Source organism: Cryobacterium sp. (assembly GCF_026786305.1).
In the GTDB taxonomy this organism is placed as follows: domain Bacteria; phylum Actinomycetota; class Actinomycetes; order Actinomycetales; family Microbacteriaceae; genus Cryobacterium.
The window spans coordinates 17,552-42,540 of the sequence record NZ_JAJAYI010000068.1 but is presented as its reverse complement, the minus strand read 5'-3'; the positions used below and the strand labels follow the sequence as shown (position 1 = coordinate 42,540).

The window sequence follows — 24,989 nt, the reverse complement described above, 5'->3', positions numbered from 1 at the left end:
CCAGATGTCAGTAACCGTGCGCCCGCTGGGCGACAAGGACTTTTTCGCTTGGCTGGGCCTGTTTGAGGGCTACAGCGCGTTCTACGAGAGCGAACTGACCGATCAGAAGGCTTTGCAGGTCTGGAGCTGGATCATTGACGCCGGCAACGACCTCAACGGTGCCGTGGCGGTCAACGACGATGGTGACTTCGTCGGTTTCGCGCACTACCGCAGCGTGCCGCGCACGCTCAGCGGCGACCTCGCCCTATTCCTTGACGATCTGTATGTTGCTGAGGACCACCGCGGTCAGGGGGTCGGCACACTGTTGATGGAATTCACCAAGAACTATGCGCGTCAGCACAAGCTGGCCCAGGTTCAGCTGTTGACCGCCGCCGACAACGCGACCGCGCAGGTGCTTTACGATCAGCTCGGCACTCGGACCGACTGGGTCACCTACGAGATCGACGTCTAGATCATGCAGCTGGGCACCCGGTGGACCCTCGGCGGAACTCTGCCGACCGGGCTTCCACACGTCGTCGAAATCGCCGTGCGCGCCGTCGAAGAGGATCTCACCGCTCTCGCCGTCGACACCAGTACGTGGCGCTGGACACTGACCTGGCTGGAGGCCAAACCGGTGATTGAGCTCGACGATGGGACCGTAATCCGCTTCAACCCGGTGGATGACAGCGCGACCATCACGCAGCCCTCAACCACCGCCGATGATGACGATGAGGAATGGATCTGAGCTCTCGGTCAGCCGCGGGCCAGAATTTCGCCGTGCGGTATTCCGAACCAACCGTTCGGGTCACGCACCCACTCGCGCCAGGCCACGGCTATCCGTTTGAGGTCGCCCAGGTCGGCCACTCCGGATTCGATGGCGTGTGCCGCGAAACTTGATTCGGTCACTCGCACCGCCCACGATTCACCCCACCACTCGCGTTCCGCATCGGAGGCAAAACACCAGACGGATGCGCTGCAGGTCACGTCGGTGAACCCGGCCCGTCGAGCCCAGGACTTGAGCGAACGCCCGGCATCGGGGTCGCCGCCGTTCCAGTAGTCCGGCGCGAGCCGACGCGCCAGATCGACGGTGATCGTGCCCGGGCCGCAGCCGACATCGAGCAGCACTCCTCCGGTGCACAACTCCGGAATCAGGTACGCGGCCGAGTTCGCCACCGTGCGCCAGGTGTGCGAGCGCAGCACGCTTTCATGTCGGCGGCCTTGGCTAGTGTGGAGGCATGGCTTCCACCGCGAACAATCCCTTTCTCGCCCGCAGCACCCTGCCCTACCAGCTGCCGCCCTTCGCCGAAATAGCCGACGAGCACTATCGGCCGGCCTTTCTGCAGGGCATGACCGAACAGCTCGCCGAGATCGGTGTCATCACCGGCACAGCGGATGCGCCCACCTTCAATAACACCCTCGTTGCTCTCGAGCGCAGCGGGCAGACGCTCGCGCGGGTCACCGAGGTCTTCTTCAACAAGAGCTCTTCCGACTCGAGCGACTTCACCAATGACCTCGAAGAGGAACTCGCGCCGCTGCTGGCCGCTCACGCCGACGCCATCCGGCTCGACCCCGCCCTGTACGCGCGCATCGCCGCCCTGCACGGGCAGCGTGCGAGCCTCGGACTCGACGCCGAGTCGCTCTACCTGATCGACCGCTACTTCACCGAGTCCACGCTCGCCGGGGCCGGCCTGGGCGACGACGAGAAGCACTCGCTGCGTGATTTCAACGCGCGGCTGTCGATCCTGACCACCCGCTTTGAGAAGAACCTGCTAGCCGATACGAATGCCCTCGCGCTCATCATCGATGACGTGGCCGAGCTCGACGGTCTCACCGACGGCGAGATCTCCGCCACCGCCGAAGCAGCCAGGGAGCGCCACCTCGACGGCAAATACCTGATCAGTCTCGTGCTCCCCACCTCGCACCCGTACCTCGCAAGCCTGACCAACCGGGGGGTGCGCGAGCGGTTGCTCGCGGCGAGCCGCGCTCGCGGCATCCGCTCTGATGCGGCCGGAGCGGCGAACGACAATCGGCCGCTCGTGATCGAGATCACACACCTGCGTGCCGAGCGGGCCCGGCTGCTCGGGTTCGACAGCCATGCCGCGTTCGTGACCGCCGACGAAACCGCCAAGAATCCCGGCGCGGTCTGGGAGCTGCTCGGCCGCCTCGCCCCGGCCGCTGCCCGCAATGCCCGGGTGGAACAGGCCGACCTGCAGGCTGTGATCGACGCCGAGGGCGGCGGTTTCGAGCTGGCCGCCTGGGACTGGGCGTTCTACACCGAAAAGGTGCGCCGGGCGAAGTACAACGTTGATGCCTCCGCCATGCGCCCGTACTTCGAACTTGACAGCGTGCTGGTCAACGGGGTCTTCTACGCGGCCAACCGGCTTTACGGCCTCACCTTCACCGCCCGGCCCGACCTGGTCGGCTGGCACCCCGAATCACGGGTCTTCGAGGTCAGTACCGAGACGGGTACCCCGGTGGGGCTCTACATTGGCGACTTCTACACCCGCGATTCCAAGCGTGGTGGGGCATGGATGAACGCTCTGGTCTCCCAATCCACCCTGCTCGGAACCGACACGACCGTGGTGTGCAACAACCTCAACGTGTCCAAACCCGCCACCGGCCAGCCCACGCTGCTCACCTACGACCAGGTCACAACCCTGTTTCACGAGTTCGGCCATGCCCTGCACGGGCTGCTCGCCCGCGCGACCTACCCCAAGTTCTCCGGTACCAATGTGTACCGCGACTTCGTTGAATTTCCTAGCCAGGTCAACGAAATGTGGATGCTCTGGCCCGAGATCCTCGCGAACTATGCCCGCCACCACGAAACGGGAGAGGCGATGCCGCAACAGCTCGTCGACCGCATCCAGGCCTCATCGGCCTTCAACGAGGGCTTTCTGACCAGCGAATACCTGGCCGCCGCGCTACTCGACCAGGCCTGGCACCGCATTGACGCCGGTACGACCGTCACTGACGTGGCCGGCTTCGAAGCGGATGCCCTCGCTTCCGTTGGCCTGGACAATCCCGTCGTTCCCACTCGCTACGCGAGCACCTATTTCGCCCACACGTTCTCGGGCGGGTACGACGCCGGGTACTACTCCTACATCTGGAGCGAAGTGCTCGACGCCGACGCGGTCGAGTGGTTCACAGAGAACGGCGGCCTTAACCGCACCAACGGCGATCGCTTTCGTGACCGCCTGCTCGGAGTCGGCGGCACCAAGGATCCACTCGAGGCCTACCGGCACTGGCGCGGCCGTGATGCTCACCTGCAGCCCCTGCTCGACCGACGGGGCCTGAACTAGGGTGCGAGTTCGCGTTCCGTTTTTCCCGCCTCGATCTCGGAGGGTTCCGGTCCCGACCAGAAACCCTCAAGAATAAGGATGCGCGGCTGGTCTGCCGCAGTGTAGTGTCTCCTGCCATGGACATTCCAGTGAGTCGAGACGAAGGTGCTGGTCGACGACGATTTCTGTGGATCACCGCCGTCGTTTTGGCCGCGATGCTCCTGATCGGACTCATCTTTCACTACCTCCGCGAGAATATCGACAGCTCGGTGCCGGGGTGGGGCGTTCTGAGCGGAGCGGCGAGTATGCTCTACGCAGATGGTGAAGCAAACCTCTGGGCCTGGATTTCCGGGCTTCTCCTGGCAGGCGTTGGTGTCGTCCTCTGCGTCATCGGTCTGAACGCCCGCAATGAGGGTGAGACCGGGCTTTCGTACGTTGTTCTCGGAGCTGTGGGCCTCGAGATGTCCGCCGATGAAATCGCTCAACTGCATGAGAAATTTGCCCGGTTCACCCCGGGGGCGACGTTCACCTTCGCCTGGCTAACCATCGGGGTGCCGCTGGCCATCGTCGCGGGCATCGTTGTGCTCTGGATTGCGCGAAGCATCGACCGACGTCTCCGTCGCCGCCTCATCGTCGCCGGCATCGTCTACCTGCTTGGCGCGGTCGGAGTCGAGGCAATCAGTGGCATTGTGGTTGGTGGGCAGCAGGACGACCTCGCTCGGGCCAGCCTTGAGTACCACGTGCTGCTCGGCATCGAGGAAGGGTTCGAGGCGACGGGTGCGCTCCTTGCCTTCGCCGCGGTTCTGTACGCGCTGAGCATCGAACGCACGGCGGCCGGAATCGTAATGCGCACAGGTTTCGGCGGCGCCAGCGCCGCACGCGGGCACCCTCGGCACATCGACTGAACACACGGGGCCAGCACTCGTCACAGTCGGCTACCCTGAGCGAGGCCGGTGCCAACCGAGCCACAGCATGCAGATACCTCCGACCACGAGGCCCCAGAACGCCGACCCGATTCCGACGATGGTCATGCCGGAGGCCGTCACTAAAAACGTCGCAATGGCACTGATGCGATGCTCGGGTTCCGCCAGCGCACCGGTAATACTTGTGACCAGGGCGCCGAGGAGCGCGAGACCGGCGACGGCGATGATGAGGATCGGCGGTGACGCCGCCACGAGGGCAGTCGCGAGCCCGGACCCGAGGCCGAGTATGAGGTAGCCACAACCCGACGCGACCGTCGCGACCCAGCGTTTCGCCGGGTCACGGTGGGCGTCTGGACTGGCCATCAGCGCCGCCGTGATCGCCGCCAGGTTGATGTTGTGCGCTCCAAACACCGAGCCAACCATGGTGCTCATGCCCGACCACACCAGCACCGAGCGCGGCGGAGGGCGGTAGCCGAAGGTCGACAACACGGCGAAGCCGGGCACGTTCTGGCCCGCCATCGTCACGACGAACAACGGAAGGCCCAGGCTCACGATCACCAGCGGGTCGAAGACCGGGGCGACCAGGGTCAGGGCTGGCGCGGATGTCGGTGCTGACAGCCAGTCCGTTCCAGCCGTGACCCCAATCCCGATCGCCGCGACGACCATCGCGGCCGGTACTGCCCAGCGCGGAGCCAGGCGGTACAGCACGAGCCAGACCAGCACGACGGGCAGAGCCAGTAGCGGTTGTTCAATCGATGCCTGGATGGGAGCCAGGCAGATGGGCAACAAAATGCCGGCCAGCATGGCGCCGGCGAGCGGTTTGGGGATGCTCGTGATGGCCCGGCCGAGCCGTGGCCACAAACCAGACACGACGATGAGCACACCACAGAAGAGAAAGGCCCCGACGGCAGCACCAAAATCATCGGTCGTGGCGCCGGCCGCGACGAGAAGGGCCGCGCCCGGGGTTGACCAGGCAAAAGAAAGGGGCATTCGAAAATACCAGGGCAGTGCAATGCAGAGCACTCCTACGAGAAGGCACAGCGCGAGAAGCCCCGACGACGCTTGAGACTCAGACGCACCAACGCCTCGCAGCCCGGCGATGACCAACACAAACGAGCTCGCAAAGCCCGTGATGGCCGCCACAATACCCGTCGACGCCGGCTGTAGGAGGCCACGTGGGCCGTCTCGCAGGCCACCACGCTGTGGCCGTTCGCTCATTCGTTGCTCCCCCAGTTAGGTTTTCCCAATCCAGGTCTGACGCCGCAGGCTGCCAAGTTCTCAGATCATCCTGTCGCGACCCCGCACACGGATAGTGGCGGAGCCTGTTTACCCTCCGCCCGGCCCAACGCCCGCAGACGGCGCAGTGCACCGGCCCGGTTGTCAGGCGGATTTTACCTGACGGGTCTTGTGGAGCACCATTTCAGCGGGTGCGTTGTTCAGCACGGTGTCGCGGGTGATGATGACACGCTCCACGTCGGTGCTGGAGGGCACCTCGAACATGACCGGGCCGAGAACCTCTTCGAGGATGGCCCGCAACCCGCGAGCACCGGTCTTTCGTAGTACGGCGAGGTCGGCGATGGCTTCCAATGCCGGCTCCTCGAATTCAAGCTCCACGCCGTCGAGCTCAAACATGCGCTGGTACTGCCGAACGAGCGCGTTCCTGGGCACGGTCAGAATCTGCATGAGTGCCACCTGATCGAGCTGGGTGACCGTCGTGACCACGGGAAGTCGACCGATGAACTCGGGAATCAGACCGAACTTGTGCAGGTCTTCGGGTAGAACCTCGCTGAACAGGTTGATGTCATCGCCCTTGATGTGCAGGGGCGCCCCAAAGCCGATGCCCTTCTTCCCGGCGCGGGACGAGATGATGTCTTCGAGTCCGGCGAAAGCGCCAGCCACGATGAACAGCACGTTCGTGGTGTCGATCTGAATAAATTCCTGGTGTGGGTGCTTGCGCCCGCCCTGCGGGGGGACCGATGCGATCGTACCCTCGAGAATTTTCAGAAGTGCCTGTTGAACGCCTTCGCCCGAGACGTCGCGGGTGATCGACGGGTTCTCGGCCTTGCGTGCAATCTTGTCGATCTCATCGATGTAGATAATGCCGGTTTCAGCCCGCTTGACGTCGTAGTCTGCGGCCTGAATAAGCTTGAGCAGAATATTCTCGACGTCTTCACCGACATAGCCGGCCTCGGTGAGGGCCGTCGCATCCGCTACGGCGAAGGGAACATTGAGACGCTTGGCGAGGGTCTGGGCAAGGTAGGTCTTGCCACAGCCGGTCGGGCCGATCAGCAGAATGTTGGACTTGGCGATCTCAACGTCGTCGTGAATGGCCTCGGCTGCGGTGAGCGTAGCGCGAGACCGCACGCGCTTGTAGTGGTTGTAGACGGCGACGGCGAGGGCACGCTTGGCGGGTTCCTGGCCAATGACGTATTCCTCAAGGAAGCCAAAAATTTCTCTGGGCTTGGGGAGGTCGAATTCACCGGGGGTGGCTTCAGAACCGGCTTCGGCCAGGCGCTCTTCGATGATTTCGTTGCACAGCTCGACGCATTCGTCGCAGATGTACACGCCGGGGCCGGCGATGAGCTGTTGTACCTGCTTTTGGCTCTTTCCGCAGAAGGAACACTTGAGCAGGTCGGCACTTTCGCCGATTCGGGCCATGTCAGCCTCCTCCATTGGTCTCTCTGCAATTGAGCCTAGCCTGTGCATCCGACAGTTACGTGCAGCACGCGACAAACCGAAACGGCGCGCCGCCCGAAGGCGACGCGCCGCTTGGACCGGTTCAGGTCACAGACTATTTGACAAGCATCGGAAGGTTCTTCCGGCTGGTCAGATCCTGGTCGATGAGCCCGTATTCGAGGGCATCCGCCGCGCTCATGATCTTGTCGCGGTCAATGTCCTTATTGACCTGCTCGACGCTCCGGTTGGAGTGCTGCGCGAGCGTCTCTTCGAGCCATACCCGCATGCGCAGAATTTCGGCCGCCTGAATCTCAATGTCGGACGCCTGACCTCCGCCCTGGCCGCCAACGGACGGCTGGTGGATGAGGATGCGCGCGTTCGGCAGTGCGAGACGCTTGCCCGCGGTGCCGCCGGCGAGCAGCACGGCAGCAGCGGATGCCGCCTGACCCAGGCACACGGTCATAACGTGGGGGCGAATGTACTGCATGGTGTCGTAGATCGCCGTCATGGCCGTGAACGATCCACCGGGCGAGTTGATGTACATCGTGATATCGCGGTCCGGGTCCTGGCTCTCGAGCACGAGGAGCTGAGCCATCACATCATCGGCCGAAGCGTCGTCAACCTGTACACCAAGAAAGATGATGCGGTCTTCGAACAACTTGGCGTAGGGGTCCTGACGCTTGTATCCGTAGGCGGTGCGCTCTTCAAAGGTGGGCAGAATGTAGCGGGAATCGGGCATGTTCGTGGTCGAGCCGCCCATCGAGCTGTAGGCAGTGCCACCGAATGTGGGGATAGTCATGATTTCTTCCTGTTCAGTTTCGGTGGACTACTTGGTGGCGTCGGGGTCGGTGCCGCCGCCGCCGATGACATCCGAAGCGGATGCCCGAAGGTGGTCGACAAAACCGTATTCGAGGGCTTCCTGGGCGCTGAACCAGTTGTCGCGGTCACCGTCGGCGTTGATCTGCTCGGCGGTCTTGCCGGTCTGCGCTGCCGTGATCTCCGACAGTCGTTGCTTCATGTCGAGGATGAGGCGCGCCTGGGTCTGGATGTCGGCGGACGTGCCACCGAATCCGCCGGACGGCTGGTGCAGGAGCACGCGAGCGTTCGGGGTGATGTATCGCTTGCCCTTGGTACCCGAGGTGAGCAGGAACTGGCCCATCGACGCCGCCATGCCGATTCCGACGGTGACGATGTCATTGGGTACGAACTGCATCGTGTCGTAGATCGCCATTCCGGCGGTGATCGAACCGCCCGGAGAGTTGATGTAGAGATAGATGTCGCGCTTCGAGTCCTCGGCTGCCAGCAACAGGATCTTGGCGCAGATCTCGTTGGCATTTTCGTCACGGACCTCTGAGCCGAGCCAGATGATGCGGTCCTTCAGCAGTCGGTCAAATACACCGTTAGTGGGTGTCGGGTCGGCCATGTCGTGCTCCGTTTCAGTTGTCGCTTCTCAATGAATCTATCGGAGCGCGTGCGGCAAAACGGCTCTGTTCGCCCTCGGCAGATTACCGGCTGCCGCACACAGCTCCTGCAGCATGCGACAGGCCGACGGGAAAGAATCCAGCCGGCCCGTGCGTGCATTCAGACGCTACTTCTTGGCAGCGGCTTTCTTCTTCTTGGGCTTCTCGTCGATCTCAGCGTCAGCCTCGGCGACTGGAGCGTCATCGGCGTCGCCGGGTGCGGCATCCGCTACGGCTGCACTGTCGACGCCGGCGTCGACCGGGCCGGTGAACTCGCTCAGGTCGACCGGCTTGCCGTTGGAGTCAACGACCTCGGCCTTGCCCAGGGCAATGGCGAGAGCCTTGTTGCGGGCAACCTCGGCGACCATCGACGGAATCTGACCGTTGGTGTTGAGCGTCTGCACGAACTCGCTCGGGTCCATGCCGTACTGGCTGGCGCCCTGAATGAGGTACTGGGTGAGCTCGTCCTGGCTGACCTTGACCTGCTCCGCTTCGGCGATCGTATCGAGCAGAATCTGCTGACGGAACGTCTTCTCGCTGGCTTCGGTGACCTCGGCGCGGTGTGTGTCGTCTTCGAGGCGGCTTTCGCCTTCGAGGTGACGGTTCACCTCGTCGAGGATGATCGCGGCGGGAATCGGAACCTCGACCGATCCGAGGAGCGTCTCGATGAGACGCTCGCGGGCCTGGCTGCCCTGGCCGAAGACCTTGGACTTCTCAACCTGAACCTTGAGGCTCTCGGTCAGTTCGGCGATCGTGTCGAACTCGCTCGAGATCTGAGCGAAATCGTCGTTGGCCTCGGGAAGCTCGCGCTCCTTGACGGCGATGACCGTTATCGTGATCTCGGCCGTCTCACCCTCGTGGTCTCCACCCATCAGGTCGGAGTTGAAGGTGGTGGTCTCGCCGGCACTGAGCGAATCGAGCGCCTCGTCGATGCCGTCGATGAGGTCGCCGGAGCCAACCTCATAGGAGATGCCGCTCGCTGTGTCGACTTCTTCGCCGTCGATTGCGGCGTTCAGGTCGATCTGGGCGAAGTCGCCGGTCTTGGCGGGGCGGTCGACCGTGATGAGAGTGCCGAAGCGGCTGCGCAGCTTGTCGAGTTCTTCGGCAACTTCTTCGTCGGATACCTCGACGGCATCGACGGTGAGCTTGAGGCCGGCGTAGCTGGGCAGGTCGATCTCGGGGCGCACGTCAACCTCGATGGCGAGGAGCAGGTCACCAGAGAAGTCGGTGTTGCTCGGCCATTCGACAATGTCGGCCTCGGGGCGACCCAGCGGGCGAAGCTTGTTCTCTTCAACGGCCGCACGGTAGAAACCGTCGAGACCCTCGTTGACCGCGTGCTCCAGAACCGCAGCTTTCCCGACGCGCTGATCGATGATGGCCGGCGGGATTTTTCCCTTACGAAAACCGGGGACGTTGATATCTTCGGCAATGTGGCCGTAGGCGTGGGTGATGGCTGGCTTCAGTTCGTCGGGGCTCACCGTGATGGTGAGCTTGGCGCGCGTGGGGCTCAGTTTTTCGACCGTGGACTTCACTCGAGACTCTCCTGTGTATTGAAACGGTGTGCTGCGGGTAATGTCGGGGCGACAGGAGTTGAACCTGCGACTTCTCGCCCCCAAAACGAGCGCTCTACCAAGCTGAGCTACGCCCCGGATCTACTTCGACCCGTTGGTACTACTTTGTTGGGGAATCAATCTGGTGGCGCAGGCGAAAGCTCGCGACAGGCGGAATGACCTCAGTAAGTCTAATGCACGCCTTTCGAGCGGATGCGCCCGCACCGGCATCCGGTACCCGGTTTCCTGTACTACGATGTTTCCGTGCCCAGAAGTCTTGGGTCTGGGGATGTAGCTCAATGGTAGAGCCTCAGTTTTCCAAACTGATGGCGCGGGTTCGATTCCCGTCATCCCCTCCACACAACGAAAGTCGTCGGCCGAGAGCCCGCGGCTTTCCCCTTCTAACGGCCCCACGTCAGCTGCTGCGAACAAACTCAATGGCCGTGGGTCGGAGCGAGCAGCCGTGGCCCACTGCCGACGGCCAGGTTTGATTCCGACCTGACGGCGTCGTGCGCGGTCGGCGGAGTGCCGGCCTGGTCGCCGGGCTTGACCACAACGAACTGGCCCATCATTCCCGCGTCCTCGTGCGCGAGCATGTGGCAGTGGAACATATAGGGAAAGTTGGGATCGGTATATTCCGCGAACTGCATGATCAGTTCGTAACGCACGCCGGGCTCAAGGTAGATCGTGTCTTTCCAGCCCGAGAGCTCGGGTGGCGGAGACTCGGTACCCACCCGGAGCACCTGAAACTGCACGGCGTGTACGTGGAAGTTGTGCGGTAACGGCATGGCGTTGTCGACGGTCCACACTTCGGTCGCACCGGCCTCGACGGTCTCGTCGATGCGCGCCATGTCCATCAACCGGTTGTTGATGGTATATCCGTTGAGGGTGAAGGAACGGTCGGCGGAAGCATCCGTTTTCTTGAGCGGTTCGATGCTCGCCAGTTTCGTGGACACGGCGCCGATGCTGCTGAGCGTGTCGGCCGCGCGCAGCTCCATCACGTCGAGCGTGTCATCGCCGGCGTTGCGGGTTGCGGCTCCGGCCGAGGTGCCAAGGTCGGGTGGGGTGGACTGCAGGTTCACGGTCTCGCCCGGCACCAGCCGCACGAGCACTTCGGCGCGCTCCCCCGGTGACAAGCGGATGCCCTCCATCGCTGCCGCCTCGTTCAGCAGTCCCCCGTCGGTTCCGATCAGGTCAAACGACCGGCCGTCGCTGAACCCGAAGTCATACATGCGCGCCGTCGACCCGTTGACGAGGCGAAGGCGCACCACCTCGGTTGTCACGTCGAGGTACGGCGCGCGGGTACCGTTGACGAGCAGCTGGTCGCCGATCGGGCCGATGTAGCCGCGCACGTCGGTGACGAACTGACCGTTCGCATCGAAGCGACGGTCCTGCAACATCACGGGAATGTCATCGACGCCATAACTGCGGGGCAGGGTGAGCGCCGCCTCAGCGGCATCCTGCACCAGGAACAGACCAGCCAGGCCCATTTCGACCTGGTGCTCGGTCTTTCCGGCGGGGTGCGGGTGGTACCAGAGCGTCGATGCGGGCTGGTCGATCGAGAAGTTCGGGCTCCACTCTGCGCCCGGCTCGACCATCTGGTGCGGGCCGCCATCCATTTCGGCGGGCAGGTTCATGCCGTGCCAGTGCACGGTCGTGGCCTCATCGAGGTGGTTCTTGACGTTGATGCGCACGTTCTCGCCGCGCTCGGCAACGAGGGTCGGGCCGAGATAACTGCCGTTGTACCCCCAGGTGTCGGTGACTACTCCCGGCATGAACTCGGTCGTTCCGGCCTGGGCCGTGAGATCGAAGACGCGCTCACCGTCGTCAGTGACGGTTGACTCGGCAAGCGGCGGGATTGCGAGCGGGTTCACGAAGTCAATCGTGCCGACGGTGTCGATGACGCCGGCGCCGTTGTCGCTTGAGCAGGCGGTCAGGCCCACGGCGAGTACGACCGCGCCGACCACGGCACCGCTAATCAGGGTGGCAACACGACGGCGCGGCCGGGTAAATCGACGAAAGATCATGAGCTTATTTTCGCAGCTTGCCCGACGCACTCACACCACGGAGCCGTGGAGCCTGGGCGAGGTCAGGCCTGGCACCGCGGGCACCAGTACAGTTTGCGGGCCGCCATCTCTTCGAGCACGATATGGGTGCCGCAGGCCCGGCAGGGCAGGCCTTCCCGCTTGTAGACCCAGTGCCGGTCAGCGCGATTCTTCATGGCGAGCCGGTATCCGGCACCCTCAAGCTTGTCCATCGTCATCATCTGGCCGGTCGCGACGCCGATGTGCAAGAGGTGTGCCCAGTCCTGCCAGAGCGCCCGCACGGTCTCGTTACTCAGCGACTTGCCGGGGGTGTGCGGGTTCAGACCGGCACGAAAGAGCATCTCGGCACGGTAGACGTTGCCGATGCCGCTGACCACGCTCTGGTCCATCAGCAACCGGCCAATCGGCGTGGGCTTCGTGCGCACAACGCTCACGAAGCGTTCCTCGGCTTCGGGGGTGTTGCCCAGCTCCGGGTCGGGTCCGAGCTTGCCGATGACCGCTTCGACCTGGGCCGGGTCGAGCACCTCACACGCGGTCGGTCCGCGCAGGTCGGCGCACACCGTGCCTGTCAGCAGGCGAACCCGCACCTGGCCGACCGGCTCGGGCGGAAAGGTGTCGGCGAGGTCGACCTCCTTTTCCTGCTCCGACATGCGCACCCGGGTGCGGCGTGGCGCTCCGATGCTGAAGATTGAATTTTCGCCGCCCGCGTCGAAGGTCGGGGCTGCAGCTTCTGCAGCGAGGTCGGTGCCGTGCTGATTGGTCTGGCCCATCCGGCCGTTGGCCGAGGCCATAGTGGCATCCATCAGAATCTCGCCGGTGAAATCCCACGCGCCGTACATTCCCAAGTGGATGCGCAACCACAGTCCGTGGTCAAACTCCAGAAACATTTGCTTTCCGACGGCGCGGGCATCCGTTATCGTGTGCTCGTTGAGCTGCGCTGCACCGGCCACAAATCGACCCTGCGGGGAGGAGACGGCGACCCGGCGACCGACGAAGTTACGTTGAAATTGCCGGGTAATGCGGTGGACGGAATGACCCTCTGGCACCTCAGCTCACCTGCCGTCGACGTTCACGCCTTTTCCGGCGATCGTTCCGGTTCGCTCGTATTCGCCGAGCTGACGGATGCGACGCGCGTGGCGCTCCCCGTCACTGAACGGCTCGGCAATGAACGCGTCGATGAACCCGGTGGCTTCCGCGATCGTGTGCTCGCGAGCGCCGATCGAGATGACGTTGGCGTCGTTGTGTTCGCGGGCGAGCCGTGCTGTGCTGAGGTTCCAGACCAGGGCTGCGCGGGCACCGGCTACCTTGTTGGCGGCCATCTGTTCTCCATTGCCCGAACCGCCGAACACGACGCCGAGCGCTTCGATGCCGCTCTCACGGTCGTCAACGGTGGCCTGTGCGGCGTTGATGCAGAAGGCCGGATAGTCGTCGAGGGCATCGTAGGCCTGTGGTCCGTGGTCGATGACGTCGTGGCCGGCCGCACGCAGGTGCGCGATCAGGTGGTGGCTGAGGTCGAGTCCGGCATGGTCCGTGGCGATGTGGATGCGCATGTGAGCAGTCTATTTAGTGCTGACCGCCGCTGTGAAAAATGGGTTCGCGGGTGCGGCTGCGCTTGAGCTCGAAGAATCCGTCGTAACTGGCGAGCGCCACGACGCCGTCCCACAGAGAAAGAGCAGCGTCACCCATCGGTGCTGGAGAGATAACGGGGCCGAAGAAGGCGACACCGTTGACCGCGATCACCGGGGTGCCGACGTCCTGGCCGACGCGGTTGATGCCGTCGAAGTGGCTGGTCCGCATCTCCAGGTCGTATTCGTCGCTGTCGGCGAAGGCTGCAAAGCCGGCGGGCAGGCCAACCTCGGCGAGCGCAGCCGGAATGACTTCGTCGGGATTGCTGTTGCCGCCGGGGTGAATTTGCGTACCAAGCGCGTCGTAGAGCGCCTTGATCATCGGCTGGCCGTGCAATGCGCCGGCGGCAGCAACGAGGCGAGTGTACCTGAGCGCCCGCGGAAAGAACGCCGCGTACTCCTCGCTCACCTCCTGGTCTTCATTGAGAACCGCGAGGCTCATCACGTGCCAGGTCACCTCGAAATCACGCAGGCGGGCGACCTCGTCAACCCACCGCGAAGTCATCCAGGCCCAAGGGCAGGAGGGGTCAAACCAGAAGTCAACGGAATCAGTCATGCCACCAGCCTAAGCAGAACTGCCTGAGTCATTCCCGACTCTGAGGATTGCCATTAGGGCAATGCCCCCCGTGTGGGGGTATTATAAGGAGGTTCAAAAAAATCTGCACCACGCAGTACAGCTTTGTCTTTGCACGCACAATATCTCCACGGGAGAATTTAACATGCCATTTGACCGAAGCACGCCCAAGACGAATTCGGGCGCAATGAGCGCCGCGGCCGCCCGGCTCAAGCCCACAAAAGCTCTCCGTCGCCGCCAAATCGCCGTATCCGACGTCAACGTCGTCGACAAACCCATCATGAAGCGCGCCCTCGGCGGCACCATCGTGGGAAACACCATGGAATGGTACGACGTGGGTATCTTCGGATACCTCATCACCACCATGGGTCCGGTCTTTCTGCCGGAGGCGGACGCATCCGTCCAAACACTCTTCCTCCTCGGCACCTTCGCCGCGACCTTCTTCGCCCGTCCCCTCGGCGGCGTGTTCTTCGGGTGGCTGGGCGACCGGATCGGCCGCCAGAAGGTGCTCGCGACCACGCTGATTCTGATGGCCGCCTCGACCTTCGCCGTCGGGGTTCTGCCCGGCTACGCACAGATCGGCATCTGGGCGGCGGTGCTGCTGGTGTTCGTCAAGCTCGTCCAGGGCTTCTCGACCGGTGGCGAGTACGCCGGTGCTACGACCTTCGTCAGCGAGCATGCTCCCGACAAACAGCGCGGCTTCTTCGCGAGTTTTCTCGACATGGGCAGCTACCTCGGTTTTGCCATCGGCGCCTCGCTCGTCTCGGTGCTGCAGCTCACGCTCGGTCAGAACATCATGCAGGAGTGGGGTTGGCGCCTCCCGTTCCTCATTGCCGGGCCGCTCGGCCTGGTCGCCATCTACTTCCGCATGAAGATTGACGAGTCTCCCGCATTCCAGGCCACCCTTGATGCCCAGGAGAAAGCGCAGAAGAACCCCGCTGGAGGCACAGCCGAGACCTCGAAGAGTCCGATTGCCGTCTTCAAGGCGCACTGGCGCAACATCGTCATCGCCATGATCCTCGTCGCGGCCGCGAACACCGTCGGTTACGCGCTGACGTCGTATATGCCCACCTACCTCACCGAGAACAAGGGCTATGACGAGCTGCACGGCACGGCATTGACGATTCCGATTCTCGTGGTGATGGCGCTGTGCATTCCGCTGGCCGGCCGTCTGTCGGACCGCATCGGGCGTCGCCCCGTGCTCTGGATCGGAGCCATCAGCACCGTCCTGTTGTCGTACCCGGCATTCCTGCTCATCGGCGTCGGCGCGGTCTGGTCGACCCTGCTCGGCTTGGCGCTCATCGCGTTCCCGGTCACGTTCTACGTCTCCAACCTTGCCTCCGCCCTGCCGGCCCTGTTCCCGACGGCGAGCCGTTATGGTGCCATGGGCATCTCGTACAACTTTGCCGTGGCCATCTTCGGCGGGACCACGCCGTTCATCATCGCAGCGCTCATCGCGGGCACCGGCAACGACATGATGCCGGCGTTCTACCTGATGGGCACCTCGTTCATCGGGGCGATCGCCATCTTCTTTCTACGGGAATCGGCCAACCGACCACTGCCGGGCTCCATGCCGAGCGTGAACACCGAGGAAGAAGCGCACGAACTGGTCAAGACGCAGGACGACAACCCCCTGCTCGACACCGACAAAATGCCGTTCGATCACACCTACGAGCCGCCGACGAACGCCATTCCGATTCGAGAGCCGGCCGAGCACTAGTATTCGTGTTCGCGGGCGTGCGTCGCCGGCTCCCGGTCACGCACGCCCGCTGCGTACACGTCAAACGGATGCTCCCAGTCGCCCGACGTAGAATTCTCGGATGACCACTGCACCAATCAGTACGGCGCCCATCGGTGCGGCGCCCACGAGCACTGCGCCCACCGCTGTCGAGTCAGACGCTGTCGAGTCAGGCGCTGCGGTCGAGTCAGGCGCTGCGGTCGATTCAGGCGCTGCGGAGTTGAGCGCGCCAGCAGCCGAATTTGCCGGTATTGACCCGCACGACCTCGAGGTCACCCTGCGGGTGCTCGCGTCCCTCAGCGACATCGACCCGGACAACGCCGACTTCGTCACCGTGCGCCAGGCCACCGCCAAGATGTTCAAGTCGGTCAAAATGGTGCGCCGCATCGAGAAGCGCGCGGTGATCGCCGACGCCGATCGCAGCGTCATCGCCGCCACGGCCACCGGTGCTCCCACCCGCATCGACGACGAGACCCGCGGCGCCCAGCTCTCCCTCGGCACGAACGCGGCGACGGCCGGCGAGTTGCTCGTTCCGCGCGCCTGCTATATCTGCAAGCAGAAGTACACCGTGGTCGACGCGTTCTACCACCAGCTATGCCCCAGCTGCGCCTTGTCGAGCCACGCCAAACGAGATGCCCGAACGGACCTCAGCGGCAAGCGTGCACTGCTCACCGGCGGCCGTGCCAAGATCGGCATGTACATCGCCCTGCGCCTACTGCGCGACGGCGCCCACACCACCGTCACGACCCGGTTTCCGCGTGATGCGGTGCGCCGCTTCGCCGCCATGCCGGATTCCAAGGGTTGGCTGCACCGTCTGCGCATCGTCGGTATCGACCTGCGCGACCCGGCTCAGGTGATCGCCCTCGCCGACTCGGTCGCCGCCCAGGGCCCACTGGATATTCTCATCAACAACGCCGCCCAGACCGTGCGCCGCTCGCGCGGGTCCTACTCCCCCCTCGTCGAGGCAGAGGATTCGCCGCTGCCCGATGGACCGCTGCCCGAGATCGTATCGTTCGGGCACACCAACGATGCGCATCCGCTCGCTCTCGCCGCGTCGGTCAGTGGTCACCCGCTGCTCGCGGCTGCATCCGGCGCCGGCGCCCTCACAGCGGATGACCTCACCCGGTTGGCCCTCACCGCCGGCTCCTCGTCGCTCGAACGCCTCGCCGCCGGCACCGCCATCGACGCCGGCGGCCTCGTGCCCGACCTGCACGAGGTGAACAGCTGGACCGCCAACGTCGAAGACATCGACCCGCTCGAGATGCTCGAAGTGCAGCTGTGCAACACGACCGCGCCATTTCTGCTGGTGAGCCGTCTGCGGTCCTCGCTCACGGCATCCGCTGCCCGGCGCACCTACATCGTGAACGTGTCGGCGATGGAAGGGGTGTTCGGTCGTGGTTATAAGGGGCCGGGCCACCCGCACACCAACATGGCCAAAGCCGCACTCAACATGCTCACCCGCACCAGCGCGAAGGAGATGCTCGACGACGGCATTCTTATGACCAGCGTCGACACCGGCTGGATCACCGACGAACGCCCGCACCCGACCAAGGTGCGTCTGGCCGAGGAGGGCTTTCACGCCCCGCTCGACCTGGTCGACGGTGCCGCCCGCGTGTACGACCCGATCGTGCGCGGTGAGGCCGGCGAAGATCTCTACGGCGTGTTTCTCAAGGATTACAAGCCCGGAGCCTGGTAGCGCGTCGTCGCCCTGCAGCTCGCGCGCCAGCATCTCTCGGGCGCGCGTGCAGTTTCCGACAGCGCCACCCGGCATCGAGCCGACGCCTGGCTCACGGTGATGCCGAGGAAACCAGAGGTCAGGGATTAAAAGATGCGGCTATCGGGTGCGGCGATACGGCTGTGTTATCTCGGCTCCGGGGGGCTACGCCGCGGTTGAAATTACGGTGAGCACCATCTTCTTCGGCATCGGCGAGGCCCACCGGTTCGCCTCTAACATGGGCGTGACAATCATTACGGGCTGTCAGGTTCGAGAGGAGCACGATATGACCGAGGACACCTTCGATCGAGACGTTGTTCGGGCCTTCAAGTCCTTCATGGACCGTGTGGTCAGTGCAGCGGATGACCGGGGCCGGCCGGGCCTGTCGCCCCTCGGCGAGGTGGTCACCGCGCACCTCGGTAGGGACGCGTCGACCCTGCCGGTCGTGTCGGAGTCTCTGGCCGATCATCGCCTCGTTGACGCCGACATTGCCCTGACCACCCTGACCGATTCGGATCCGGCCAATCTCCTCGGGGTGTCCGGTGGGCAGCAGCGGTTTCACTCGACACTGTCCGAGCTGGTGGCGAGCCCGTTTCAGGGCTTTGGTCCCGGTCCGGTGGACTACTCCGCTCGCGCGACCGGTGCGACGTCGACCCGTCAGGTGGTCTCGTTCGGACTCCGGCTCATCCGTTTCCATGACCAGCCGATCGCTGTGCTGCAACGCGCCGCGAACCCGCAATTCGGGCGATACTCCGCCGAACTCGAAATCATGGCGGTGTCACCGCAGATGGTCACGGACTTTCTCGAGCACCTGCGGAAGCTCATGATCGAGCACAGCGTGCTGCGCGGTCAGGTGCTGTCGTTCGTGCAAACCGAATACGGGGCCGGGGCCGGAATCACATTTTTGGAACGGCCCGTCGTACCGCCAGCGGCCATCGTGCTGCCGGAGGGAATCCTCGGCACCATCGCCGACCACGTCATCGGAATCGGTGAACAACGCCTCGCGCTGCTCGCCGCCGGGCAGCACCTCAAGCGCGGTGTACTGCTTTACGGACCTCCCGGCACCGGTAAAACCCTCACGGTGCGCCATCTGCTGAGCGAAACACCGGGTATCACGGCCGTGCTGCTTACCGGGGCCAGCATCGTGCACATCGCTGCGGCCGCCGAGATCGCGCGCACCTTCGCGCCGTCAATTGTCGTTCTGGAGGACATCGACCTCGTCGCGATGCAGCGCAACGCGACTCCGCAACCGCTGCTGTTTGAGGTGCTCGACGCCCTCGACGGACTCGACGGCGACGCCGATGTGGCCTTCGTCATAACCACCAACCGGGTCGAGGTACTCGAGCGGGCCCTCGCCGAACGTCCAGGCCGGGTCGACCTCGCCGTTGAAGTGCCGTTACCCGAGCTCGCGGAGCGCGAGCGGCTGTTTCGCCGCTACGCTTCCGGGCTGCCGTTCAGCCCGGCAGCCCTCGACGCGGCCGCCCTCCGCTCGGAGGGCGTGACCGGTTCCTTCGCGAAGGAGCTCATTCGCCGTGCCGTGCTGCGCGCGGCCCTCCGCGCCGAAACCGTCGACGATGACGACCTGCAGATCGCCCTCGACGACCTGTTGTCGGCGGGAGAAGACCTCACCCGACGACTCCTCGGCACGAGCAGCGGCGATACCCCGCGTTGGCAGCCGCACGATGCCCCGTTCGACGCCGACGTGTCACCGAATCCAGTGCAGTGACCGGCCGTGCGGCTGGGTGAAGGCGATCGGCTCACTGCCCTGCGCCAGAATGAAAGCGGATGACTCCGCCGGCGTCGCCGTGAGTCGCTCCGCTACCCCCGGCACCACGCTGTATCCCTCGTTCGAGAGCCAGCGCACCGGCAACCGCGTCATCTGCCCGGCGAACCGATTACGGTCTGTCTCGTTCAGGTAGGCAAGCACGGCGGTGTGGAATACGACGACGGTCGCCTCAGCCGGAGCCCGAGCCACGAGCGCCTCGATCTCGTCGTTGAGATCACCGCGCACGATCTCGACCGGGTGCTGCCGGGCCACCGCAACTGCGGCCCGCAGCCGGGACCGCCGATCGTCGTGCTCCGGCCAGATGAGCGCCTCGAGCCACGCCACGTCCGCGTCACTGTGCACGTCGAGCGGGTTGAGGTCGATGCCGGCGCGCCAGACGATGTCGGGCATCCGTTCGGGTAGTGGCACGGGGCCGCTGACCACACAGTCGAGCAGCACCGGGCTGGGACCATCGACAGGATGCAGCATCCGCTCGTCGCCGCCGCCACTGCCACTGCCACTGCCACTGCCACTGTCACTGTCACTGTCACTGTCGGCGAACCGATACCGGTAGCTGTACCGGTCGGGATGCAGGCAGAGACCAGCGGATGCCCTCACCTCGATGAGCGCAAGCGGTCCGGCGAGCGCCGCCAGAGCCGGCAGCAGCACGGCGCAGCGACCGGGCTCGTTGGTCTGCGTCGCGTGGGTCAGGCACGTCGCGGCGACGTCGGCCCAGTGTTTCGGCAGCCACGCGGCGAACGGTGCATACTCCCCCACCGGCGCCCCGTGAAACCGGGCCGCGCTGAACATCAGGTTCGGCTGCCGCTTGGCCGCGGGCAGCTCGTCTATCAATGACACGAGCTGGGGGTCGTCCGCAATGCCAACGGCCCACCGTTCGTAGCAGGCGCTCAAGCCGCGGGCTTCGACCTCGGCGAAGGCCCGGTAGCGCGCGCTGGTGGCGACCAGCGGATCGGTGCTCTCTCTCATGTGCACATCGTAATCATGGTTAGGCTTGCGAGGTGCGATGGCTCCACGAGTGCCAGAGCTTCACAATCGCGAATCGAATCGTGAATCGAATTGGAGAACCTGTTGCCTGGAGAAAACCTCACCCGCATTGAAGCGGCGGAGCGCGCAGCGCTCGTAACCGTAGCGAGCTACAACGTTGTGCTCGACCTCACCACCGGTCCCACCACGTTTGGCAGCACGACCACGGTCAGCTTCACCGCCACCCCAGGCGCCTCGACCTTCATCGACGCCATCACGGCGCAGGTTCACTCGGTGACCCTCAACGGTGCCGCGCTCGACCCGGCCGTCGTGAGTGACGGCATCCGTATTGCGCTTGACGGTCTGAAGACCGAAAACGAGCTCGTCGTCGTCGCCGACGCGCTGTACACCAACACTGGAGAGGGCCTGCACCGCTTCGTCGACCCGGTCGACAACGAGGTCTACCTGTACAGCCAGTTCGAGGTGCCGGACTCCCGCCGGGTCTTCGCCGTGTTCGAGCAGCCCGACCTCAAGGCTAAATTCTCCTTCACCGTCACGGCGCCGAGCGCGTGGCAGGTCATCTCCAACTCCACCACCCCCGAACCGACCGATGCCGGCAACGGTGCCAGTACCTGGGCGTTCGAGCCGACGCACACCATCTCGAGCTACATCACCGCGCTTATCGCTGGTCCCTACGCCGTCGTGCGCAGCTCACTCACGTCGAGTGACGGACGCACCATTCCGCTCGGTGTGTTCAGCCGCAAGAGCCTCAGCGAATACCTCGACGCCGACTACATCCTCGAGAAGACCCGCCAGGGCTTCGCCTACTACGAGGAGAAATTCGGCTACGCCTACCCGTTCGACAAGTACGACCAGCTGTTCGTGCCGGAGTTCAACGCCGGAGCGATGGAGAACGCCGGCGCGGTCACTTTCACCGAAACGTACATCTTTCGCTCCAAGGTGACCGACGCCATCAAGGAACGCCGCGTCGTCACGATTCTGCACGAGCTTGCCCATATGTGGTTCGGTGACCTGGTCACCATGACCTGGTGGAACGACCTCTGGCTCAACGAGAGCTTTGCCGAGTGGGCGTCGACCATCGCCACCGCTGAGGCCACCGAGTGGCACGAGGCGTGGACCACCTTCGCCGTGATGGAGAAGAGCTGGGCCTACAAGCAGGACCAGCTGCCGTCGACCCACCCGGTCGTCGCCACTATCCGCGACCTCGACGACGTGCTCGTCAACTTTGACGGCATCACGTACGCCAAGGGTGGGTCGGTGCTCAAGCAGCTCGCCGCTTGGGTGGGCATCGAGGCGTTCTTCACCGGCGTCGGCTCGTATTTTCAGAAGCACCAGTGGGGCAACACCGAACTGCGCGACCTGCTCGTCGAGCTGGAACTGGCCAGCGGTCGAGACCTCAGCGGCTGGGCCCAGCTCTGGCTGGAAACCGCGGGCGTCAACACCCTCAGCCCCGAGATCGCTGTCGACGACGCCGGCATCATCACCGGCTTCACGGTACTGCAGACCGCAGCGGCCGACTATCCCACCATTCGCCCGCACCGCCTCGCGATCGGCTTCTACACCTTCAACGATGCACACAAACTCGTGCGCACGCACCGGGTCGAGCTCGACGTCGACGGTTCGCGAACGGATGTCCCCGCCCTCGTCGGCCACGCGCGTGGTGACCTGATCCTGCTCAACGACGACGACCTCAGCTATGCCAAGGTGCGCCTCGACCCGGCCTCGCAGGCCTGCGCCCTCGAGCACCTCGCTGCTATTGAAAGCCCGCTCGCCCGCGCCTTGGTCTGGGGTTCGGTCTGGGACTCCACCCGCGACGCCGAAACCACGGCGCGCGACTTCGTGCATCTGGTGCTGAAGAACGTTGCCACTGAAACCGAGTCGACCACGCTGCGCACCGTGCTCGGCCAGGTCGTGCTCACCGCCACCTACTACGTGGCCGCACCGCACCGCACCGCCGTCACGACCGAGGTCGCCGACGCGCTGTGGACGCTAGCGCAGGGAGCGGCGGCCGGTAGCGATGCCCAATTCCAGTTCGTGAAGTTCTTTGCCTCCGTCGCGGCCACCTCGGCGCAGCTCGACAACGTAGCCGCCCTGCGCTCGGGCAGCACCATGCTTGACGGACTCACGGTCGACACCGACCTCGCCTGGGAGTTGCTCACCGCCCTCGTCGCCGGCGGCCACGCTGACGCGACCGAGATCGACGCAGCGCTCGCGGCCGACAACACGGCCACAGGCGCCCAGTCGGCCGCCCTGGCCCGGGCAGCTCTGCCCACCGCCGAGGGCAAGCTCGCCGCCTGGTCGTCGCTCATCGACGTCGATACGGCCGCGACGACCATCGTGCGCACGACGGCCGCCGGGTTCCTGAGGGTGAACGACTCGGGGCTGCTCGAGCCGTTCGTCGCGACCTACTTCGACATGCTGCAGGCGGTGTGGGCTGCCCGCAGCTTCTCGATCGGCGAGAAGCTCGTGATCGGCCTCTACCCGGCACCGCTGAACAGTCAGGCTCTCGCCGACGCGACCGGCGCCTGGCTCGATGCGAACCCCGAGCCGGCCGCCCTGCGCCGCCTCGTGGTTGAGAACCTGGCCGGTGTCGAACGTTCACTCAAGGTACAGGCGCGCGACGCCGAATAGTTCGCCAGTCCTGCACGACTGCGAACCCCGCGACCGTCCATAGGCTGGTCGCGGGGTTTTCACTTTCGCCCCGACGTTCACAGCAAACTCCACGCAAACCGAGAGGATGTCGCTGCTGTGCTGCCTGCATCGGGTTGCGCCGGCCGCATAGCGGGGCCCGGCTAGCAGCGCCGAGGCCACGTCACGGATGCCGCCGAAGCCCCTCGGTAGACTGGTTCTGATATGAACTGGAAAACTTTCTGGACCGACCTCGGTGCCTACTTCGCTCAAATTCGGTGGACTGCCTATGGGGAAAAGATCTTTGCCGTTGCGGCGATCATCGTCATCGCCTTTGCCCTGCGCTGGGCTCTGCAATTCGTCATTCGGCGGGTCGTGCAGCAGATCGTCTCCGGCGTCAAGAAGACGCAGAAGGTCGATGACACCCAGGCGCTGAACGTGTCGCCGATGGCGGCGGTGCGCGTCGTGCAGCGCTCGCGCACCCTCGGCGCCGTGCTGGCGAATATCGTGAACGTGTTTATTCTGATCACTGCTCTGCTGCTGATCGTCACCACACTGAACAAGGACATTCTCGGCTCCTTCGCGCTGCTCACGGCGGCAATCGGTGCCGGCCTCGGTTTCGGTGCGCAGAACATCGTCAAGGACATTCTCAACGGCCTGTTCATGGTCGTGGAAGACCAGATCGGCGTGGGCGACATTGTCGACGTGGGATTCGCATCCGGTATCGTAGAAACGGTCGGCATTCGCATCACCCAGGTGCGCGACATCGACGGCACACTCTGGTTCGTTCGCAACGGCGAGATTCTTCGAGTCGGCAACATGTCGCAGGGCTGGGCCCGCGTCATCATCGATCTCGCCATTCCCTACAGCTCCGACGTCGAGGCCGTGCAAGACGAGCTTCTGCGCGTGGCCAGAGCCCTCGCGTCGAGTCGCAAGTGGCGCGCGTTCATTCTCGAAAAGCCCGAAATCTGGGGCCTCGAGTCGATCAGCGCCGAAGCCCTCGTCACCCGGCTCGTGGTCAAGACCCGGGTTTCGGCCAAGTGGGACTTTGCCCGCGATCTGCGCCTGCACATGAAGAAGGCCCTCGATGGCATGGGCGTGCCGCTTACCCCTCTCAACAGCGTGGTCATGACCTCCGGCGACGGCACCATCGACGGATCGGCCATTGAACCGGCCGAGGGCGCCATCGACGCGGCCGAAGGGGCCGCGGCCGCCGTGCCCGACGTCGTTGACGGCGTGCGCACCGGCCCCGTCTCGGTGCGGAAGCCGCGCAAGGCCAAAAACGTTCCGGCTCCGATGAAGACGCCCGACCCCGAAACTCGCGGTGACGGCATTGGCTGACCCTGCCCCACAGAACGAACCCACAGAACGAGCCCACAGAAGAAAGCTGCCCCACGTGACCTCTGAACGACACCCCACCGATCAGCCGACTGCCCCCGCCGCCGTGCACCTGCGCGAGGGTGAGAACGGTACTGCCGCAGTGCCGACGTTCTTCGACGAGGTCGGCGGAACTTCGTTCTTTGAAAAGCTCGTGCACGACTTCTACGTGGGCGTGGCTACCGACCCGGTATTGAAACCGATGTACCCCGAAGACGACCTCGGCCCCGCCGAACACCGGCTGGTCATGTTCCTCGAACAGTTCTGGGGCGGCCCCGGGACCTACAGCGAGCAACGCGGTCACCCGCGGCTGCGCCAGCGGCATGTGCCGTTCAAGGTCAATCCGGATGCCCGCGACCGGTGGCTGGGCCACATGCGCGTTGCCGTCGACGCGGCCAATCTGCCGCCGTTACAGCAGGGCATTCTCTGGGATTATCTGGAGCGCGCCGCGTTCGCGATGGTGAACAGCTTCCAGGAGTAGACCGCACCGCGTTACCACAGGCGCATGGTCGCCCCTGATCGTGACCAGCTCTCGATAGGCTCGCCCTCGAGCGGCACGCTTCGCACACGCGGCCAGCTGACGCGCGGGATCCGCGTACACGAGCACCACGCCACACGGCAATCACGGTCGTCTTGCTTCGACTGCCCCGAG

21 protein-coding genes and 2 tRNA genes are annotated in these 24,989 nt (G+C 64.4%); 11 read left to right on the top strand and 12 right to left on the bottom strand.

The window, feature by feature from the left end:
* Positions 1-4: 4 nt before the first annotated feature.
* Together LH475_RS07900 and LH475_RS07895 are read left to right on the top strand one after the other, a co-directional pair.
* Positions 5-451, top strand: a complete 447-nt coding sequence (locus tag LH475_RS07900) for a GNAT family N-acetyltransferase (protein ID WP_297413285.1) — start codon at positions 5-7, stop codon at positions 449-451.
* Positions 452-454: 3 nt separating this feature from the next.
* Positions 455-724: a hypothetical protein gene (locus LH475_RS07895; RefSeq protein ID WP_196843957.1), complete on the top strand. Its 270-nt coding sequence runs from the start codon at positions 455-457 to the stop codon at positions 722-724.
* 8 nt (positions 725-732) lie between these two features.
* On the opposite strand, the gene LH475_RS07890 is transcribed toward LH475_RS07895, so the two are convergent.
* Positions 733-1,179, bottom strand: coding sequence for a hypothetical protein (locus LH475_RS07890; protein WP_297413283.1), 447 nt, complete (start codon positions 1,177-1,179; stop codon positions 733-735).
* 35 nt (positions 1,180-1,214) lie between these two features.
* Between LH475_RS07890 and LH475_RS07885 the strand changes: the two genes are divergently transcribed.
* Together LH475_RS07885 and LH475_RS07880 are read left to right on the top strand one after the other, a co-directional pair.
* Positions 1,215-3,278 carry a M3 family metallopeptidase gene (locus LH475_RS07885; RefSeq protein WP_297413282.1) on the top strand — a complete coding sequence of 688 codons (2,064 nt, stop codon included), beginning with the start codon at positions 1,215-1,217 and terminating at the stop codon, positions 3,276-3,278.
* A gap of 128 nt (positions 3,279-3,406) precedes the next feature.
* Entirely contained in the window at positions 3,407-4,162 is a 756-nt protein-coding gene (locus tag LH475_RS07880; protein ID WP_196843960.1) for a hypothetical protein, read from the top strand.
* A 30-nt stretch (positions 4,163-4,192) separates the two neighbouring features.
* Here LH475_RS07880 and LH475_RS07875 read toward each other — a convergent pair whose 3' ends face one another.
* From LH475_RS07875 to LH475_RS07850, 6 genes are all read right to left on the bottom strand, one after another.
* Complete coding sequence (locus LH475_RS07875) at positions 4,193-5,398, bottom strand: benzoate/H(+) symporter BenE family transporter (protein ID WP_196843961.1); 1,206 nt, start codon at positions 5,396-5,398, stop codon at positions 4,193-4,195.
* Positions 5,399-5,560: 162 nt separating this feature from the next.
* Positions 5,561-6,838, bottom strand: coding sequence for an ATP-dependent Clp protease ATP-binding subunit ClpX (clpX, locus tag LH475_RS07870; protein WP_196843962.1), 1,278 nt, complete (start codon positions 6,836-6,838; stop codon positions 5,561-5,563).
* A 133-nt stretch (positions 6,839-6,971) separates the two neighbouring features.
* The gene (locus tag LH475_RS07865; RefSeq protein ID WP_297413279.1) at positions 6,972-7,655 is read right to left on the bottom strand and encodes an ATP-dependent Clp protease proteolytic subunit; all 684 of its coding nucleotides are present in this window, start codon (positions 7,653-7,655) and stop codon (positions 6,972-6,974) included.
* A gap of 27 nt (positions 7,656-7,682) precedes the next feature.
* Positions 7,683-8,279 (bottom strand): ATP-dependent Clp protease proteolytic subunit, encoded by a 597-nt coding sequence (locus tag LH475_RS07860; protein WP_196843964.1) that lies wholly within the window; start codon positions 8,277-8,279, stop codon positions 7,683-7,685.
* 165 nt (positions 8,280-8,444) lie between these two features.
* A complete protein-coding gene (gene tig / locus LH475_RS07855) occupies positions 8,445-9,848 on the bottom strand; it encodes a trigger factor (RefSeq protein ID WP_297413276.1) in 1,404 nt (467 codons plus the stop codon).
* A gap of 43 nt (positions 9,849-9,891) precedes the next feature.
* Positions 9,892-9,965 (bottom strand) — tRNA-Pro (locus LH475_RS07850).
* A 186-nt stretch (positions 9,966-10,151) separates the two neighbouring features.
* Between LH475_RS07850 and LH475_RS07845 the strand changes: the two genes are divergently transcribed.
* A tRNA-Gly gene (locus LH475_RS07845) sits at positions 10,152-10,225 on the top strand.
* A gap of 75 nt (positions 10,226-10,300) precedes the next feature.
* On the opposite strand, the gene LH475_RS07840 is transcribed toward LH475_RS07845, so the two are convergent.
* The 4 genes from LH475_RS07840 to LH475_RS07825 all read right to left on the bottom strand — a co-directional run bounded on the left by LH475_RS07840 (position 10,301) and on the right by LH475_RS07825 (position 14,092).
* Positions 10,301-11,893: a multicopper oxidase domain-containing protein gene (locus tag LH475_RS07840; protein WP_196843966.1), complete on the bottom strand. Its 1,593-nt coding sequence runs from the start codon at positions 11,891-11,893 to the stop codon at positions 10,301-10,303.
* A gap of 62 nt (positions 11,894-11,955) precedes the next feature.
* Positions 11,956-12,957 (bottom strand): Fpg/Nei family DNA glycosylase, encoded by a 1,002-nt coding sequence (locus LH475_RS07835; protein ID WP_196843967.1) that lies wholly within the window; start codon positions 12,955-12,957, stop codon positions 11,956-11,958.
* A gap of 6 nt (positions 12,958-12,963) precedes the next feature.
* Positions 12,964-13,461, bottom strand: coding sequence for a ribose-5-phosphate isomerase (locus tag LH475_RS07830; protein WP_196843968.1), 498 nt, complete (start codon positions 13,459-13,461; stop codon positions 12,964-12,966).
* 13 nt (positions 13,462-13,474) lie between these two features.
* Positions 13,475-14,092 (bottom strand): DsbA family protein, encoded by a 618-nt coding sequence (locus tag LH475_RS07825; RefSeq protein WP_297413272.1) that lies wholly within the window; start codon positions 14,090-14,092, stop codon positions 13,475-13,477.
* A gap of 163 nt (positions 14,093-14,255) precedes the next feature.
* Between LH475_RS07825 and LH475_RS07820 the strand changes: the two genes are divergently transcribed.
* The 3 genes from LH475_RS07820 (at position 14,256) to LH475_RS07810 (ending at position 19,288) form a co-directional block, all read left to right on the top strand.
* Complete coding sequence (locus LH475_RS07820; RefSeq protein WP_196843970.1) at positions 14,256-15,830, top strand: MFS transporter; 1,575 nt, start codon at positions 14,256-14,258, stop codon at positions 15,828-15,830.
* 100 nt (positions 15,831-15,930) lie between these two features.
* Entirely contained in the window at positions 15,931-17,544 is a 1,614-nt protein-coding gene (locus LH475_RS07815; RefSeq protein WP_196843971.1) for an SDR family oxidoreductase, read from the top strand.
* 304 nt (positions 17,545-17,848) lie between these two features.
* The gene (locus LH475_RS07810; protein ID WP_297413270.1) at positions 17,849-19,288 is read left to right on the top strand and encodes an AAA family ATPase; all 1,440 of its coding nucleotides are present in this window, start codon (positions 17,849-17,851) and stop codon (positions 19,286-19,288) included.
* Here the strand turns inward: LH475_RS07810 and LH475_RS07805 are convergent.
* Positions 19,268-20,314: a DUF2332 domain-containing protein gene (locus tag LH475_RS07805; protein WP_297413268.1), complete on the bottom strand. Its 1,047-nt coding sequence runs from the start codon at positions 20,312-20,314 to the stop codon at positions 19,268-19,270. The two genes, LH475_RS07810 and LH475_RS07805, sit on opposite strands and share 21 nt — an antisense overlap.
* Before the next feature lie 102 nt (positions 20,315-20,416).
* Between LH475_RS07805 and pepN the strand changes: the two genes are divergently transcribed.
* The 3 genes from pepN to LH475_RS07790 all read left to right on the top strand — a co-directional run bounded on the left by pepN (position 20,417) and on the right by LH475_RS07790 (position 24,818).
* The gene (gene pepN / locus LH475_RS07800) at positions 20,417-22,963 is read left to right on the top strand and encodes an aminopeptidase N (RefSeq protein ID WP_196843974.1); all 2,547 of its coding nucleotides are present in this window, start codon (positions 20,417-20,419) and stop codon (positions 22,961-22,963) included.
* A 222-nt stretch (positions 22,964-23,185) separates the two neighbouring features.
* Entirely contained in the window at positions 23,186-24,301 is a 1,116-nt protein-coding gene (locus LH475_RS07795) for a mechanosensitive ion channel domain-containing protein (protein ID WP_297413266.1), read from the top strand.
* 109 nt (positions 24,302-24,410) lie between these two features.
* On the top strand, positions 24,411-24,818 hold the full coding sequence (locus LH475_RS07790; protein WP_297413294.1) for a globin: 408 nt from the start codon (positions 24,411-24,413) through the stop codon (positions 24,816-24,818).
* Positions 24,819-24,989: the final 171 nt, after the last annotated feature.